Raw genomic sequence first — 17288 nt, forward strand, 5'->3', positions numbered from 1 at the left:
TAAACATTATGTTCATTACGTAGAAGAAAATCATTCTCCTGATTATTATATGTATGCAACTTCTTATCGAACCGCATATGTAGGAGATGCAATCCAATACGTGTTAGATATTAATAAATTTGTAACAGATGGCTGGGGCCCTTGGCATGAGGCAGGGCATTTGAGACAGCAATCACCTTGGAAATTTTATAATATGACAGAAGTACAAAATAATATATACAGCCTTTCTGTAGAAAAAGCATTTAATCAACCATCCAACTTAGAGAAAAGTGGAATTTATCCAAAAGCATTTCAATATCTAGAACAAGTGAATAAAAATTATGATGAAATTAGCGATGTTTTTGTAAAGCTTGTTATGCTTTGGCAACTACAGTTAGCGTATGGAGAGGATTTCTATCCTAAATTGCATCAATTGTATAGAGACATGCCTTCAAGTGAACTTCCACAAACTGATGAAAATAAAAAACAATTATTTATGATTTCAGCATCAAAAGTAGCCAAACAAAATTTGATTCCTTTCTTTGAGAAGTGGGGATTACGTCCAAATAACGATACCATTCAAAAAGTAGCTGCATTAGGATATCCAATTTTAACAGCAGAGATTTGGAAGGGTACGGATTCTAATCCAATTAAACCAGATATACCTAATGTAAATAATATTTTAGAAGGAAACCAGTTTGCATGGTCGCTGAAAGGGATTGGAGATTTTGAATTCGCAAAAGTAAATTTAAATAAATCAACAGAAGAAATGCAAATTGATCTAAAAGCAGGTGTACCACATAACTATTTTGATAGTACATATGCAAGTATTAAAGTACAAAATGCATCAGGTAAAGTAGTGTACAATAAAGACATTTATGGAAACAAACAACAAAATGCTGAATCACAAAAGGTTCCAGTCAAAGTAGGAGATTATATTGAGCTGACACATTTAGAAGGTGTGCATAGAGCTACTTTAACAAATGTAGGAAACAGTAAACAAGAAAGCTTTGGAAAAAAAGCAATGTATGAAGTCACAAAAGAAGGCTTGAAGAAAGTAGAAAAAATGCCAGAAACAACAGTTTTAGATGGAAATCATTTTGGTTGGTCTTTAAAAGGATATAGTGATAGAGAAATCGCAAAAGTAGATTATAATAGGACAACAGAAAAAATGCAGGTGAATTTAGAAGCAGGCGTACCACATTCTTACTTTAATAATACGTATGCAAGTATTACAGTAAAGAATTCAACCGGTAGTGTTGTATACAATAAGGATATAGTGGGAAATAGTCAACAAACTGCTGAAAGTCAAACCGTGCCGGTAAAAGTGGGAGATTACATTGAGTTTACCCATATAGAAGGTGAAGCAGTAAAGGAAAAGACACGCGCTACACTTATTAACTTTGAGAATAATAAACAAGAATATATAGGCAAAAAAAGAATCTATCAAGTTACTTCAACGGGATTAAACAAAATAGATTAATATGAAGAACATTCTAATTATCAGTTAGATGCAAATAGTCGTTCATTATGAACGGCTATTTGGCTTTTATTTAACAATACGCTCTCTTTTTTATATACTCTCGTTGCCATCAAATGCTACATTTTTTTATAAATATGTTTTTGAATTAATAAATGTTTAAGTGCAATAGATTTGAGAAAAAAGAAACAGAATAGTAGGGTATTTGTTGATAAATCCTCTCAAATATTACAATGTTTTACATATTTGGTATGATGTATATGAGTTCTATGTATATTAAGGGAGGAATGGGAATGAAAAGGTTTATAACACGTGCAAGAGGTAATACAGTCTCAAAAAATTTAGTTTTAATGGTGTTGTCGATGATTTTAATGATATTTATGATTACACCATCCAATGATGTATCTGCAGCCAACCTATCAAAAGCAGCTACATTAAAAGGCGTGAATTTATTTAATGGAAGTTGGACAGTTGCTATACAGGCAGCAAATTTACAATATGTTTCTGCTGAGCCTTTAGGAAATGTAACAGCAAATCGTAATGCAGTTAATGAATGGGAGAAATTCGAATTAATTCCGACTGGAGAATTATTTACGTACGCTTTAAAAGCCAAAAGTAATGGGAAGTATGTTTCGTTTGAGCCAAATGGTAGAGTAGTAGCAGATCGTACATCAATTGGGGCATGGGAAAAGTTTATCTTATATAATGGTGGAGACAATAGGATATATGTATTACAAGCACTCAGTAATGGCAGGTATATATCAGCAAATGGTGGTAGAGAATTAACAGCTACTAGTTATGTAGCTGGAAGCTGGGAACGATTTGTTATTGTATACTTCTAAACTTTAAAGTGTTATATGTCTAAATGATAATGGCATGTTTAGTATGTATGAATGCCTAATACAATAAAGTGTTAAGTATTTAATACAAGTGTATATTAATGTGTAAAGGGCTGCAGGTAATTAGCAGTCCTTTTTGTATGGACTTACTGAGGTTATAATGAGAAGAAAAAGAACCCTATAGGGTTCTTTTTCAAGGCATATTAACAGCAAGGAGAATCATGAAATGCTACTTCAAATCTTTATTAGAGGAAAGATTTTGAAAAAGCTTAACATACATCCATTTTTACATATATGTAATATATAGTAAATTGATAATATTTATACTTACTATTACTAATATTCAATTAACATGGTTAACACTATTTAAATGATGTTAAATGGCGCTTAGTACAGTATACATTTAGAAATCTAATAGTAGATTTCATTTGTTAAAAAAGGTAATAAATATATTATTTCAAATTAAACTATAGGCATATCGAAATAGGTGAAAAAGCTTGAGTACCGTGATTAAATTGCCTTTAAAGATGAGGTTTAGATTAGAGGGCTAATTGGATCTTACTGAAAAGGAAAAATGTTTTTTAGATGAAAAGAAGAAAAGACACCTTTTGGGTGTCTTTTCTTTAGGCAAACAGTTCACATATTGCTGAATTAGATACGAAACCAAAATTCGACTATGAAGTAAATTTTAACATAATCTGAACAGAAAAAAATATGTAATAATCCATTTTTAGTTTTTAATTATTTTATGAAATATAGAGCAGCAACGTAAATAAAAAGGGCATGCAGTCGTATCTGCAGCCCTTTTTAGGAGGAATTCAAGACACCATTAGGACACGTATTGGTAAACAGGTTCAAAAATAGTATATGTGAAAAGAAAAATTCCTATACCAACAGTAGTCAGGATCTTATCTTTTTTACATTTTCAAAAATGAAATTCCGTCCTTTTTGAAATCAGTACAGCCCACACTTGGTTTGTAATGAATTTAGAAAAGTATACATAAAAATGGCAGACAACTATTTTGTTGCCTGCCGGTGCTAGTGGGTTGAATGAGTTAGTCAATTCAATAAATTGTGCTATCCCATTACCAGAAGAGTGAAGCCGCTAGTTCAAACGGCTTAGACATAGTTTGCCTAATAAAGAAAAAATTATGAGTCGAGATTTTGTTTGCTCTATATGAAAAGATAAATAGATATTCATCAGACAAGGATAATTTAGCATATCTTGAATAGGGTGTAGGAACGAATTAAAGAAAGGGATATTTGTTTAGGAAGGGACTGACTCAGGAGTGGGACTTTCGGACAGGGTTTGGGGAGCGGTGATTGCCTTTGGCATTGCGACTAATATCGTTGCTTGTATAATGGCAGTATACATTCAAAAATATGAGCTAATGATAAATCATCTTACAAATATTTTATTTTTAATAATTATCTCTTTAACGTTTATAAAGATGAAAATTAACAGATGGGTGGCTTTAGGATTTACATTAGTTGTAATAGAGAAAGGTATTAAAGCGGGATATGACTTCTACACACATAATTATTATAGTGTCAGTTGGAGTTTAGCTATCATTGTCTATTGCATATACGAGATGAAAAAGTATCATATTGAAATAAATGAATAGCCGCAACAATAAGATGTTAGTAGACGTAATTTTTTAAAAATACTATAAAAAAGACACTACAAGAGTGTCTTTTTTTGAAAATACTCTATAATTAACTTTGGGGAAGGTAATGTTAGAGTATTCGTTTAGCATTATCTTTATATTTGATAAACCATGAAATCGAAAGATTTTGTGGTTTATTTTATGAACAATAGATATTACAGTATTGGCAGTGAGCTATTGATCATTATAAGCATTAGGAGAGAAGGGATTAAAAGTCTAACATCGAATAACAGTTCCGGAATATAGCGTTGCGAAATGATCTCCCATATCCCAGACGGTACTTGCTTGTATATAGCCCTTAAAGCCTTCTGAAGAATAATAAATCTCTTTTGGTATATTTTCTTTAGTTTGGAAATGTGCTTTAGAATATTTTACATAATGGTTTTTAATAACTTTTGATTCTGGAACAATATTGTTTTTTTGTTCCAATGTTTGCCTAGCACTAGAAGGTGGTATGAATTTTTGAGTGTCTTGGTAATTATGATCTAAGGTGTCAGCCTGTACACTGTGTGACGACATAAAGACGCTTAAACTACTTCCCACAATTAATGTTGCAAATGCTAACTTTGAGACTTTCGTTAATCTAATCATTTGATAATCTCCTTTTCATTATTTTGTAAGGTACCTCCTTACACCTCACAGTCTATATCCACTACATAAGGGTGTACATACATATTGATAGACAAAATTCTACAAAATACCTCGTGTTTTTAAGTTTGTGTATAATAATTCAATATTTGATAATTTATCAGAAGCAAAAATGTAGGCCTTATATAAATGAAAATGAATAATTTATGCAGAGCTTGTATATAAAATTATTGTTCAAATATTCTAAAATGAGTTGATAAAGATGGTGTGGTATTATTAGACAATAATTGATTCGATAGGTTGGATTTGAAAAGTGAATTCTCTTTTTGAGCTTTTATGAATCATCAGTGGAGAAAGTAAAACAGAGATTCAATATATAAGCAGGAGCTTTAGTGGAGTAGCTACAAGAAGGGGGATAGTTATAAAATTGTTAAAGCAAAACATAATTATCGAAACTTTCCCTTGTTTCCTTTTCGGATAGGATAAGTAGAAGAAGACAGGAATTTTTTCTTTGAACTGAGCATTTTTGACAAGAATAGATATTTTGATAACTAGAACAAATAAATGAATAATTGCATATACTGTCTTTTCATTAAAGCAAAGCATTATTCTCTCAAAGGAATCACTAAAACAATATGTGAGTCCTTTGAGAAATGCTATTAAATGCTAGATTAATTTCTAATGGTCCCAGTATCTTTTATTTTGACGTGTGTCTTTACATTTATTTTCGCCTCTGCTAACGCTTGCAACCAATCTCCTTTTACTTTTTTCCATTCTTTATATTGAAAAGCTCTAGCATATAGGGATAATCCGATTGGATCAATTTTATTCTGCTGTATTTCATTTAATATATTTTGTAAATTATTATTAATTTCTTTTTGAATAGCACTTTTTAAATGATATATATTTTTTTTATTATCATAGTAACCCTTAATTAAATTCGGATTGGTTTTTTCTATTAAAGCTACATTAGCATATATATCGAGATTAAATACAAACTTTCCGTTTTGAAAAGTAACATCTACCTTCCTTGTCGCGTTCTGTACAAAGATAGAAGTATTTGTTTTTTTGTTGGAATTTTTAGGAGGAAGTGCAAGGTGTAGTATCATTCGCCCGTTACTTTTTGGCTTATTTATAAGATTGAAAAATTTTACATCTTTTTTAGGGATATAAGTTAAATATTTCCCTTTTCGATTTAAAAATGCAATTCCTACTGTGTCGATTTCATTCTTTGTTTTTTTGATAATTGGAACAGTTTGCGTCATTCCATCTTCATTTTGCTCTCTCATTAATTGCTGAATTGTAGAAGAGACGGATTGGTTATTTTGAATTGAGGATTCGATTACACCATTTATATAAGATGATAGTGATGGTTTACTAGGCTTATAAATTTTGAAAATTTCTTCTGCAGGCCCATCTACAAGTACTACTTTAGCATTAATGGTAGCGTAAGGATCACGGTAAGAAGAATCAAGCTCCTGCAACCAGTTTGCTTCTTGCGCTAATTTTTTCCCAATTAAAATGATTTCAGCTTTGGAAGCTGTCAGATATCCCGTTAACTTCGTATCTATCTTACTGAATCCATTATATACAGTTGATGCTTGTGTCCAATGCTCTATAGAACTTTTTTGCTGCTTATGATGAAAGAGTGGTATGCTTGTTCCAACTTTTATGTCTCCATTAGAGGTTCTATCCAAGCCAATTAACAGGATTAATGAAACCTTCTCAAGAGGAATTCTCTGACTACAACCAATTATATATACACAACAAATTACAATCCATATCCATTTTCGAATCAAAGTTGTTTCCTCCTAGTAACCCAAGTAAAAAGAATACTGTAAGCGAAAAATAAGATTGGTAATAGAATAAAGAAAATGACATTTAAGATATCCATAAGAGAATATATAAACAAATATTGATCCACATCGGGATTTAGGAAAATAAATACTCCAACTATAAATAACATAAAAGCAAGCAGCGCCCAATTTCGGGCGTTTTTTTGAAGTGATATGGTCATAGATTCAAAACTGAAAAATAAATACGGATATAAAGTAGTGGAGAATACAATTAAATAGTAAGCGATATAAATAATTTCTAATCGTTCCATGAAAGAAAAACGAACCCCTTGTAACAAATGAAATACGGGCCAAATTACGTCTTTTATCCCCTCGGGGCTAAAGTATATATAAGAAAGAATAGTCACATATAGATAGAAAATCATGGTTCCAGTATTAGCTATTAGTAGTCCTTTTATGGCCTTTTGTTTTTTTTGTAAGAACGGATATATATAATATGCAATTTCTAAGCCAGCATAAGGAGTAATAGTTTCTTTTGTTGCCTTTAAAATAGGGTATAATCCCTCTTTAAAAATAGGTAGTAGGTGTAAAGGGTTGTAGTTACTCTTTAGTGAAAAAAGAAGAAATAGTGGCATCCAAGTAGTGAAGAAGAAAACAAGCATAGAATAACTAGTAAGAGCCCTTAACCCACTCAGAGCTAAAGTAATAAAAGGTAATAGTAATAATATGGTGATTTGATAAGCAGGAGTGGAAGGGAATATCCAAACTTTTACAATATCAGTTGCCTTTAGTAAAGTATTAAAGCCAGCAAAAAATAGATAACAGGCATATAAAAGAAAAAGAATCGTCCCTAGCCATTTACCAAAGTATGTTTTTAAGATTTGTGAGAAATTTTTGTTGGGATTTTTTTGTAACATTAATATAATAAATACACCGATTATAGAAGTAACCATCCATCCAAGAATGATTGAAATCCAGCCATCTGTGCCAGCAATAGTAGCAAGTGGGCTTGGCATAATTAACATACCAGATGCAAGTTGCAGCGAATGGATGAAAATAATAAATTCGAATAAAGTTATATTTTTGAATTTAAGATTCCCCATGCGGACCACCTTCTTTTTTCTTTTCTTGTTTCGGCTGTCCAGTACTCGAGCGGGTGGTAATCATCGAAATAGGAAACCTTACAAAAGAATCTTTTAACTCTTGAAGCCGAAATGGCGCGATTGGCAATCCGTATGGTGAACCATAGGAAGTCAGTGAAACAAAATGAGCAAATAAGAGCATTAATCCACTAACAATACCCACAATCCCATAAAAATATGCCAATAACATCATTGGAAAACGAATAAGGCGTATAGAACTTGATAAATCATAATTAGAAACAATAAATGATGCAATGGCTGTAATAGAGACGATAATAACCATAACGTTACTCACAAGTCCAGCTTGAACAGCCGCCTGTCCAATTACAATCCCTCCAACAATTCCAATAGTTTGTCCAATTGGTTGTGGTAAGCGAATACCAGCTTCACGTAGCATTTCTAGTGTAATTTCCATTATAAAAGCTTCCAATAAGGGAGAGAAGGGGACCTTAACTCTTGACGTTGCAATAGAAGTGTATAAATCTATAGGAATGATCTCAAAGTGAAAAGATACTATAGCAATATAAAATGCGGGTAAAAAAATAGCTATAATAAATCCTGCAAATCGTAATAAGCGAAAAAAAGATGCTATGAGCCAATGGATATTATAGTCATCTGGGGTTTGAAAAAATCCAATCAAATTCATAGGAACAACCATAGCACCAGGGGATCTATCCATTAACACTGCTACTTTCCCATCAAGTATATGATTTGAAATGGCGTCTGGACGTTCGCTTAAATAAGCCTGTGGAAAAGGAGTCCAATTTTGATCTTTTGTATAATTAGATAGCTCTCCAATACTTAATACCGCATCTGTTTTGATTTTACAGATTCTAGTTTCTATTTCTTGGACGACCTCTGAGTTTGCTACATCGCCTAAGTAAATTAAATAGACTAAAGAAGTGGCTCGTTCTCCAATCGTCAGCTTTTTGATTTTTAACTCTGTAGAAGGAATATATCGACGAATTAGGCCTATATTTTTTGTGACATTCTCAATAAAACCATCATGTGAGCCTTTAATAGTAACTTCTGAAATTGGTTCTTGAATGGCTCTCTCTGCCCAGCCTTTTGTATTTATTAGAAGTGACCGATTTTCTCCTTCCATAAACAGTACACATTGACCCTCAAGTAATCCTTCTTTAATTTCATTCCATGTATATACGATTTTTGTATGAGTAGCAATAATATTAGAATTAAAAATTTGACTGTCTTCATTTACTTCTTGTAATAATGGTGTAACAACATTGCCTTTTAAAGCAACACCATCAGTAAGGCCTTCAAAGTAATATAGTAGAATATTCGTATTTGTTTTTAATTGCAAAGGGTGTTCAATTAAATCTGCACTAATATCAAAGATATTATCTAGTGTATTTTTAAGTTGTTTTAGGTTATTTGTTTCGATCTTTTCAATGGTTTTATATGTCTTAGTTTCTAAGGTCTCTTCATTTAAGGACAAAATTGACACCTCTTTAATATATACCGATTAGTTGTAGTTATTATTTTTATATAATTGAATTTTATTCATTAATTTAATCGAATTGGATGTAAGAATTGATAAATTTGATGTGCTATATTATTAATTCAATAATTGAGAGGAAAAAAGTAGAGGTAATTTGTGTGAAAATCTAAGTTTCAAGATAGAATTAAAATTTCAATGATTATAACAAAAAAGAACCATTGATAGGCTCTTTTTCATAGTTGGTAAATATGTTATCAACAATAGATGGCGATTAAGGTAGTAATTTAGATGCCTTTAAGTTAATCAGCTGAATTTTGTAGAAAGAATTCTTTTTCCATACCTTAATGCTCAATGAAAAAGGATATTTCATTTATTTGGGTGTTCTAGTGTAATTGAATTTTGCGCACTAACAAATTTTGTTTAGGGACAAAATGCATTTTCTTAATAATCAGAAAAATAATGCGACAAAATTCTTATTAATTATTTTGGTAGGTATCAAATATTCCTTTGGCCTTATTTTCATGATATTACTGTACGTTTATATGTTTCTAAGGGAAAGAAATACTTTCATTTTTATGACCATCTATTGTTTGATTAAGATGGTAACATGAAATAGAAGCGTTTACAACCAGAAAATAAAGAAAAAATATTAAAATAAGACTTTTTTCGACAATTATTTTATGTTTATATTTCAGTTTATTATAGGAAAAGGCGGGGGAAGCGGACCTTTTCCTATAAAATGTTTTGTTAGAATTAGAAATAACTAAAAAAGTAATATTAGCTTAAAATTAAAATGAAATTCAATGATAAGGTTATAATTGAATTTTTAAACCTCAGGTCTATTGAAAGTATGGTCAAATTTTAATCCACTTTGCGTTTCTTCCCTTTGCAACTAGCTTAATATGGCCAAACACTTGCAAGGAATTTAAAGCCTTACTGATTGTACTTTCTGCAATGTCTGGATAAGTGTTACGAATACTTTCCTTAGTAAAAGGTTGTTTTTGTTTAAGTATAAAATCTTGAATTCTCTCAACTTTAGTGTGTTTACATATAGAATCTAGAACTGTGTTATGAAGATCTTTGTAAGCCTCTAATATAATTGTTAAAAACGTTTTTAACCAAAAGCTATTATTATGTTCCTCGCAGTACCAATTGACCGAAGATTTATAAATCGAATTGTAATAATCAGATTCATTTTTCTTAATATATTTATCCAAACATACATATTTTACAAATGTATGTCCACTCTTAATTAACAGCAATTGCATTAACATAAATGCCAGCCTGTTATTACCTTGATTGAAAGGGACTATGCAATAAAAATTTAATATAAAACGAGCTATTAATAAAAGTGAATGTAGTCCCTTACTAGTATTTAATGAGTTGTATTGATCACATAATTGCTCCATAAACTGTGGGATAAGTTCATGCGGAAGAATGCGGTAACTATTCAAGTGCATTCCATGTTCTGGAACTCCTGGAATAATAAAAGGCTTTTCACGCCATTTGGCACTGTCAGAGGTAATATAATGTATTAGTTGAAAATGTAATTCCTGTATAGTTGCTGGATTAATTAATAAAGTACAGGAGTTTTTATGTACAAAAGAAAGTGTTTGATAATAGCAAAAAATAGCATCTTCAGAAATATTTTGAGGTACTATATCATCTAAAATAAGTTCTTTTAATCTTTTATTAGAAACTTTTATATCCTCATAAATAGTTGTGAAATTTTTTATGTAATGTAGTGGTATAGTTTTTTCTAAACTATTAAATATGTCAGGGTTTTGTTCCTGATAAGCAGCTAATTTTCCTTTGAATTCGCTAATTTCACTTATTAAATTTATTAACCTCCTTTTTAATTCAATATTTTTGTACTTATCATCAAAAAAGTCTCTCATTTTTGTTCCTCCTGTAACCCCTTAACACGTTGTTGCATATATCTTTCCATTCTAAAGGTATGCCACGACATCATTGTAAAATAAAGACATTTTAGGTCTGATTTTGAATATATATCAGAATCTATATTTTTATTTAACAATTAAAGTATGGAAATTATAAAGAAGAATCGTTAGGATTCAATTTTAATAGGCATAATCCTAACATCAAATGCACAAATGTACAATAAAAAAATAAAAAAAATAAAAAAATAAAACTATCGACTCTTTTGAAATATTATCTAAAAGAGTTTTAAGAAATTGTAGGTATAGATGTACCTTAGTTTAGGAGTAAATAATAAAGTGGTAATAGAGTTTTCATAGGTGATTAAAAAGTATATAGACTATTAATTTGTGACAATTACGTGTCTAATCTATTATATGCTTTTATGCGAATTCTAAAATTAAATCCTAACGAGCTGAATTTTCTATATTTAGCATAAATATTAGGAGAGGCTTGCTGATGAAATGTATCATTTTATGTAGAAATATGTAACGTTTAACACTCGAATTGTAAAATATTTTGACATACGTTAATTTAAATATTAGGTACAGGAACATTTAATAAAAACTCAGTACTAAAGTACCCTTTAAATGTTTCGCCCTAAGAACGCTTCTCAAGCACACTGAAGTTTACCCTTTATTTCTGTGCCTTATTAGATAAAAATAACATAATAAATTTTTAGAATATGGTAATGAATAATGGGTTTTCGAATATTTTCTCCTTAAACATTAACAATCTATTGATGATCTGTTTAAAGTAAGGAAATGTAGGGTAGACAATGGTATTAATAAAGAAAATACAGTTAAGCTAGATACTTTAAGTTATTTTATAAGTAATTAAGCGTTAAATTGAATTAGTAAGAATATTATATGTGTTTGCTAAATGGCTTGTTTTAATTGGTCTGTTACTATTAATTTATGAATTTTAATATTTAGAAGCTAGTCAACATATAGGTTATATTAGTTATGTGGGTTCTAACCTCAAGTGTATATGTTAAAGGCTAAAGGACTTGTGAGTGGTATAAAAGAAGTGAAAGTCTAGAAGAAACGGATATAATCGGTTTCTTCCAGACTTTTTTTGCTTTTTTGTAATATAAAAAATTTATTTTTCCTACAGGATTTAATTATCCGTTTTAATATTTGAATTTTTTGTGAAATTAAACAAAGTTTTTATTCTTCTTTAAATACATAATGTTACAAAATAGCGTAATTATATTTACTTTATTTTTATAGGAGATTAAAAATAATAATAAATGTACCAATTTATGAGAGATATTAATATATTAATTGGTGATTTGTTCGTTTATCCCTATATTGCTATTATATTAGCGAGAACAATATATTGGGGGGACAAGAATGAATTTGAAATTAACATCTAAATTGGAAAGATTAAGAAAAAGTAAAAAAGGAATTGGTGCTTGTGTTCTGGCTGCAGGGGTGACGGCAATTACAATGATTCCTCAAAGTGCGTATGCACATGGGTTTGTTGAAAAACCGAGTAGTCGTGCTGCTTTATGTAGTCAGAATTATGGGGCATTAAATTTAAATTGTGGAAATGTAATGTATGAACCTCAGAGTCTAGAAGCGCCTAAAGGGTTTCCAGATGGTGGGCCGATTGATGGTAAAATCGCTTCGGCAGGAGGACTATTTGGAGGAACTCTTGACCAACAAACAACAAATCGTTGGTTCAAAAACACAATTAAGGGTGGAGCAAATACATTTACATGGAAATATACAGCAGCACATTCTACAAGTAAATGGCATTATTACATTACAAAAAAGGGATGGGATCCTAATAAACCATTAACACGTGCTGAATTAGAACCAATTGGAACTGTGAAACATGACGGTTCGGCCGCATCAAATAATTTAACACATACAATTAATGTACCAACTGATCGTAATGGTTACCATGTTATTTTAGCTGTATGGGATGTAGCAGATACGTCAAATGCGTTTTATAATGTAATTGATGTAAATTTAGTAAATAATGAAACTCCTGATACAGTAGCTCCAAGTCAACCAACTGAATTAAATGCTTCTAAAGTTTCTGCTAATAGTGTTGAAATAACTTGGAAGGCCTCTACTGATAATATAGGTGTAAAAGAATATCAAGTGTTACGTAATGGCGAAGTAATTGATACGGTACCAGGTACAATTTTTATTGATAAAAAACTAAAAGCAGATACGGAATATACCTATACAATAAAGGCATTAGACTCTGCTGGAAACATATCAAAAGAAAGTGAAAAACTAAAGGTTAAGACAACACAAGCAATCCCAGATATAGAGGCTCCAAGTCAACCAAAAGGATTACATAGTATGGGTACAACAGCGACAACTGTTGATTTGATGTGGAGTCCGTCTGAAGATAATGTAGGTGTTGACCATTATATTGTATATAGAGAAAGCGCTGGGGTTATGAATAAAATTGGGACAGCGGCTACTACATCCTTTATGGATAAAGATTTGAGGGCTAATACATCGTATAAATATGTAGTGACGGCGGTTGATTTAGCTGGAAATGAATCTAGTAGAAGTGATATTTTGAATGTAACAACAAAGTCAGAGGATTCCACATATGAAAAATGGGATGCAAGAAAAGCATATACTAAAGGCGATAGAGTAGTACATGAGGGAAAAGTGTATGAAGCAGTTCAAGATCATCAAGGAAATGGCGACTCAAATTGGATTTTTGCCTTATCGCTTTGGAAGCCAGTTTTGAATAAGTGACAGGTGGGAAAAGGTAGTTAACATTTTTGGGTTTTCTTTTAAAAATTAAGGGCTGTTCCAAATATGAATTATCTTATGATATCAATAAGATTTAAACCCCATCCTAATGTTTACGAAATGAAATTAATAAAGAATCCCAATGGAATTTCATTGGGATTCTTTATTTTCTAGTTTGTAATAGCGTATATTTTCACTGTGAATTTGTTAGTGGCACCCATTGGACTTGCAATATAATATTTAGTATTTGTGTAAGCTTCAGTCCTAGATCCATGTGAAATGTTTTTCCAACGAGTAGAATCTATTCCTAGGGAAACATCAATCATTACATTGAAAGAGATAGTAGAAGAATAATCTTTTTCTGAAGGCTCAATAACCCATTTTAATTCTTTGGTACCTACAGGTAAACTATCAATTTTAAAGTTTTGACTGGATCGATTTTGTTGTCCGGATAATGGACTAGCTTCAGATGATATTTGCGAAATTAATATTTCTTTTTCATTAGAATGTATACCATTTAATTTAATGATACTATCAATTAAGCCTGGACCAGGAAAATCAGCTGCGATGATACCAGAATGTTTAATTATGCCTTGTTGTAAGAGTTCGGTCCCAAGTGTATTCATTCCCCCATAATATACTTGTCCGTTTCTATCGCGAGGGAAATCACTCCATGCATTTGTGGAATTCGTTTGAATCAATTTAGGACTACTATCAGTATTTCTGCTCTCTTTTCCGCTTGCAATAAACCAAGGATATACATTATTTAAAAATGCTGCTGCGCCTCCCGTACCACTAAAATGGTTGAGATAAATTTTTCCATTATTAAAGTTAGTATTTGCATTTTGTAGATGGGTTTTTATCTCAATCCATTTTGCATATATTTCATCTGGTCCGCTTCCAATTTCAAACTTATCTTGTATATTCAAACCTTCGTAATCAATACCGTACAATTGAGTGGATGTAAAGTTTTGTAAGATTACAATTTTCCCACGGGTATCTCCTAAAGCAGGGTTATTTCTATCTGAAGTTGGTACGGAATTAGGATTCCAAAAATATGAAGCATTAACATTTTTATATTTTAAAAATATCTCCTCAAATGATAGAGAGCCGCTGTCAGGAGTAGTTTCTTCTTTTAGGCGCATTAATATTGTTTCTGTTGGATGATCTTTTAAAAATTGAATTGTCTCTTTTAATACATCTTCAAACATAGCTTTTTGATTTACAATGCCATGATACATTGCAAAAGAATCTTTTACACGTTTAACACGCATATCTACATATCGGATTCCAGAATTTAATTGTTGGGATAGACTCATAGTTTGATTTCTTGTCAAATTTTCATCAAGAAAGCTTGCTCCATGTAAAGCCATAGTACCATGAGTCCCTGGAATAGATATTTCACTTAATTTTGTAGAATCTTCTATTTTCGACATCCACGCTGGATTTTGATATCCTATATTGGATTCATAGGAATAACCTGAATGACTATCAGCTAAAATAGTAGATGGTGTACTTAAACTTGCTAGTGTAATACAAGTGAGGATGCTAATTTTAATGGAATTTCTCATTTTTATTTTCTTCATTTGATCTCTCCTGACTTTTAAATAATCGCTAGATGATTTTTTACTATATTTATTGTTTTTCATTCTTAAGGTAATAAATTTTTGGAGTTGATAATAATTAAAAATAGGGGGAGTAAGTTATTTGAGACTTTAATAATTTGTTTTTATAAATTGTACCTAATAGCCAAACGTATTCTTGAAAAATCGAAATATAGCCTCCAAAAACCAACCGTTGCTCGTATTATATACAAACAAAACAGAAGTCTTAAAAAAGACTTCTATTTTATGACATATAATGAATGATAAGGTGGTAAACAAATCAAGATAATGTGACTGAGTGGTAAAAATTTATTAATAGCTGTTTTAGAATCTCTTATAATAAGGCTAATTACGAAAAGTGGATCTCTACAATGCTAATAAAAATTGGGAAATCCTACTCATTAAAACTTAGACTAACTACAGTTGCGATTGATTGGGCTGCATGTTCCCAGCTTCCATCTATAACTTTACCAATCTGCTGACCAAGTGTATTTAAATCATTTGGATTAACTGGAATTCCATTATACGCAGCAAGAATTGATAAAAGTGGAGCAGCAAATGGTGTCCAACCACCTCTATCAATATTAAATACAGGTTTATCTAGTACCTTTCCATCTTGTACGGTAAACTCATAATAAAATTGATCATCTGGACGAAAACTTAAATGATGAGAAATTTGCCCCTTAACATATTTTTTTCCTGCACCTAGATTTACTACTTCTATTTCTTTCACATTAAATTCATGCTCAAATACTTTGATTTTTTTGACTTCTGGACCGTTTAAGGCAGCTTGAACGGCTGTTTCCAAATTGTTTTGTGCAAAAGGTTGAATACTCATTTGTGCCTCTTTTTGTTGAATAGGAACCTCTTTTTCTGCAGCAAATACCGAGGTAGTAGGTAGTGCACCTGTAGCTAATGTAGCTGCAAGGGCTGTTGTCATGATGCTTTTTCTTTTCATCTTCATAGTTTTCCTTCCTCTCTTAAAGTTATGATATATAATCTTTTCAAGACTGACACGGTAGAATTTTTTCATAATGTACGTAAAAATTAGTTTAAGAATAATGTGAAATTGTGTCAGAAAATTAAAGTTAATTATATATATTTAAGATGATATATATCTACACATATTTTTTCAATTTTTAGATAAATGTAATAGTAATGACTTCTTAAGAACCAATTTAGCACCTTGTTTATCTAGAAAAGTCCTATAAAATACATTTAGTTCATAGTAAAAGTAATATATTTGATATCAAGTGTCTTACATAATGCGATAAAATTTAACAATTTTTTATTATTATATACAGAAAAAGGTAACGGAAAATAAGCAATATGTAATACCTGTTATAGGTGTGAATTATGCGAATATACTTATTGTAACAGCTAAGATGTTAGATAATATTTTGCTTAAAAACATTACTTATCCGGATTAATGAAAAGCATTTTAATGTATTAGTTTGATTTGACATAAAAAGAGGAAGCATTTTTATTTGCGTCCTCTTTTTATAATAATTTATTTAGTTCATTTTCTATCAATCCGTTTAATCCTTTAATAATACTGTAGGCTCAGGAACTTTTTCTTTTGTTTTATTGATAATACTCCTTCTTGGTACTATTCTAAGTATTTTTCGGCTAGGTAAGAGGGATATGATGAAATAGGGAGGCCCATTTTAAAGTAGGATAAATTACTTTTTGAAATTGGTATACAGTTCTTTAATAAATAAAGTTTTTGCAATATGCCTTTATCTATAGGATGAAGCATGGAATCTGTCATTATGAAATAATTGTGATGATAGATAAATACTTTTCCTTCCGGTAGGATCGTGTAATTAGATACATTCGAATAAATAGGTGGTCCATCTAAAAATTGATCTAAACTACGTTGTGAAACTTTAATAACATCTTGAATTGAAAATTTAAATTTGCGAAATGCTACGGTGTTAATAAATGGACGTTTTTGATTATTTTCTATATAAAATAATTCTCCTTTTTCATTTTGCACAACCCGTAGATTTGGTATTGATGTTGTAAGGCTTATGGGTGGTCCTTCTGTATATTTGTAGATAAGCA

Annotated in this window: 11 protein-coding genes and 1 pseudogene; 4 read left to right on the top strand and 8 right to left on the bottom strand. The window is 30.8% G+C overall.

The features are described from left to right. From ACUN13_RS27600 to ACUN13_RS27610, 3 genes are all read left to right on the top strand, one after another. Nucleotides 1-1462 (top strand): putative mucin/carbohydrate-binding domain-containing protein (locus ACUN13_RS27600; RefSeq protein WP_445424065.1); only part of this gene is annotated, 1462 nt, incomplete at its 5' end. 290 nt (nt 1463-1752) lie between these two features. Further along, on the top strand, nt 1753-2301 hold the full coding sequence (locus ACUN13_RS27605) for a fascin domain-containing protein (RefSeq protein WP_409532374.1): 549 nt from the start codon (nt 1753-1755) through the stop codon (nt 2299-2301). A gap of 1286 nt (nt 2302-3587) precedes the next feature. After that, nucleotides 3588-3923, top strand: a complete 336-nt coding sequence (locus ACUN13_RS27610) for a hypothetical protein (protein WP_089607859.1) — start codon at nt 3588-3590, stop codon at nt 3921-3923. Nucleotides 3924-4181: 258 nt separating this feature from the next. Here ACUN13_RS27610 and ACUN13_RS27615 read toward each other — a convergent pair whose 3' ends face one another. From ACUN13_RS27615 to ACUN13_RS27635, 5 genes are all read right to left on the bottom strand, one after another. Beyond that, nucleotides 4182-4556 (bottom strand): hypothetical protein, encoded by a 375-nt coding sequence (locus ACUN13_RS27615; protein WP_088344599.1) that lies wholly within the window; start codon nt 4554-4556, stop codon nt 4182-4184. A gap of 668 nt (nt 4557-5224) precedes the next feature. Beyond that, entirely contained in the window at nt 5225-6352 is a 1128-nt protein-coding gene (locus ACUN13_RS27620; RefSeq protein WP_440039660.1) for a Ger(x)C family spore germination protein, read from the bottom strand. Beyond that, a complete protein-coding gene (locus tag ACUN13_RS27625; RefSeq protein WP_088344603.1) occupies nt 6349-7452 on the bottom strand; it encodes an endospore germination permease in 1104 nt (367 codons plus the stop codon). Before ACUN13_RS27625 ends, ACUN13_RS27620 begins: the two co-directional genes overlap by 4 nt. Next, nucleotides 7439-8947 (bottom strand): spore germination protein, encoded by a 1509-nt coding sequence (locus ACUN13_RS27630; protein WP_242278709.1) that lies wholly within the window; start codon nt 8945-8947, stop codon nt 7439-7441. Before ACUN13_RS27630 ends, ACUN13_RS27625 begins: the two co-directional genes overlap by 14 nt. Before the next feature lie 857 nt (nt 8948-9804). Further along, nucleotides 9805-10848 carry a Fic family protein gene (locus tag ACUN13_RS27635; protein ID WP_409532376.1) on the bottom strand — a complete coding sequence of 348 codons (1044 nt, stop codon included), beginning with the start codon at nt 10846-10848 and terminating at the stop codon, nt 9805-9807. Between the two features lie 1395 nt (nt 10849-12243). Here ACUN13_RS27635 and ACUN13_RS27640 point away from each other — a divergent pair. Then, a complete protein-coding gene (locus ACUN13_RS27640; protein WP_409532378.1) occupies nt 12244-13620 on the top strand; it encodes a lytic polysaccharide monooxygenase in 1377 nt (458 codons plus the stop codon). Between the two features lie 167 nt (nt 13621-13787). Here ACUN13_RS27640 and ACUN13_RS27645 read toward each other — a convergent pair whose 3' ends face one another. The 3 genes and pseudogenes from ACUN13_RS27645 to ACUN13_RS27655 all read right to left on the bottom strand — a co-directional run. Then, entirely contained in the window at nt 13788-15203 is a 1416-nt protein-coding gene (locus ACUN13_RS27645; RefSeq protein WP_445424066.1) for a phosphatidylinositol-specific phospholipase C, read from the bottom strand. A 412-nt stretch (nt 15204-15615) separates the two neighbouring features. Beyond that, nucleotides 15616-16185, bottom strand: a complete 570-nt coding sequence (locus ACUN13_RS27650; RefSeq protein WP_097861756.1) for a methyltransferase — start codon at nt 16183-16185, stop codon at nt 15616-15618. A gap of 645 nt (nt 16186-16830) precedes the next feature. Then, nucleotides 16831-17283, bottom strand: a pseudogene (locus tag ACUN13_RS27655) (glycosyltransferase family 2 protein); the annotation flags it as partial. Between the last annotated feature and the right edge of the window lie 5 nt (nt 17284-17288).

This window comes from Bacillus cereus group sp. Bce041 (genome assembly GCF_052646455.1).

Bases quoted from the DNA above. Each gene is read 5' to 3' on its own strand.
- ACUN13_RS27615 (WP_088344599.1), bottom strand. From the start codon at position 4,556: ATGATTAGATTAACGAAAGTCTCAAAGTTAGCATTTGCAACATTAATT.
- ACUN13_RS27635 (WP_409532376.1), bottom strand. From the start codon at position 10,848: ATGAGAGACTTTTTTGATGATAAGTACAAAAATATTGAATTAAAAAGG.
- ACUN13_RS27625 (WP_088344603.1), bottom strand. From the start codon at position 7,452: ATGGGGAATCTTAAATTCAAAAATATAACTTTATTCGAATTTATTATT.
- ACUN13_RS27650 (WP_097861756.1), bottom strand. From the start codon at position 16,185: ATGAAGATGAAAAGAAAAAGCATCATGACAACAGCCCTTGCAGCTACA.
- ACUN13_RS27605 (WP_409532374.1), top strand. From the start codon at position 1,753: ATGAAAAGGTTTATAACACGTGCAAGAGGTAATACAGTCTCAAAAAAT.
- ACUN13_RS27645 (WP_445424066.1), bottom strand. From the start codon at position 15,203: ATGAAGAAAATAAAAATGAGAAATTCCATTAAAATTAGCATCCTCACT.
- ACUN13_RS27640 (WP_409532378.1), top strand. From the start codon at position 12,244: ATGAATTTGAAATTAACATCTAAATTGGAAAGATTAAGAAAAAGTAAA.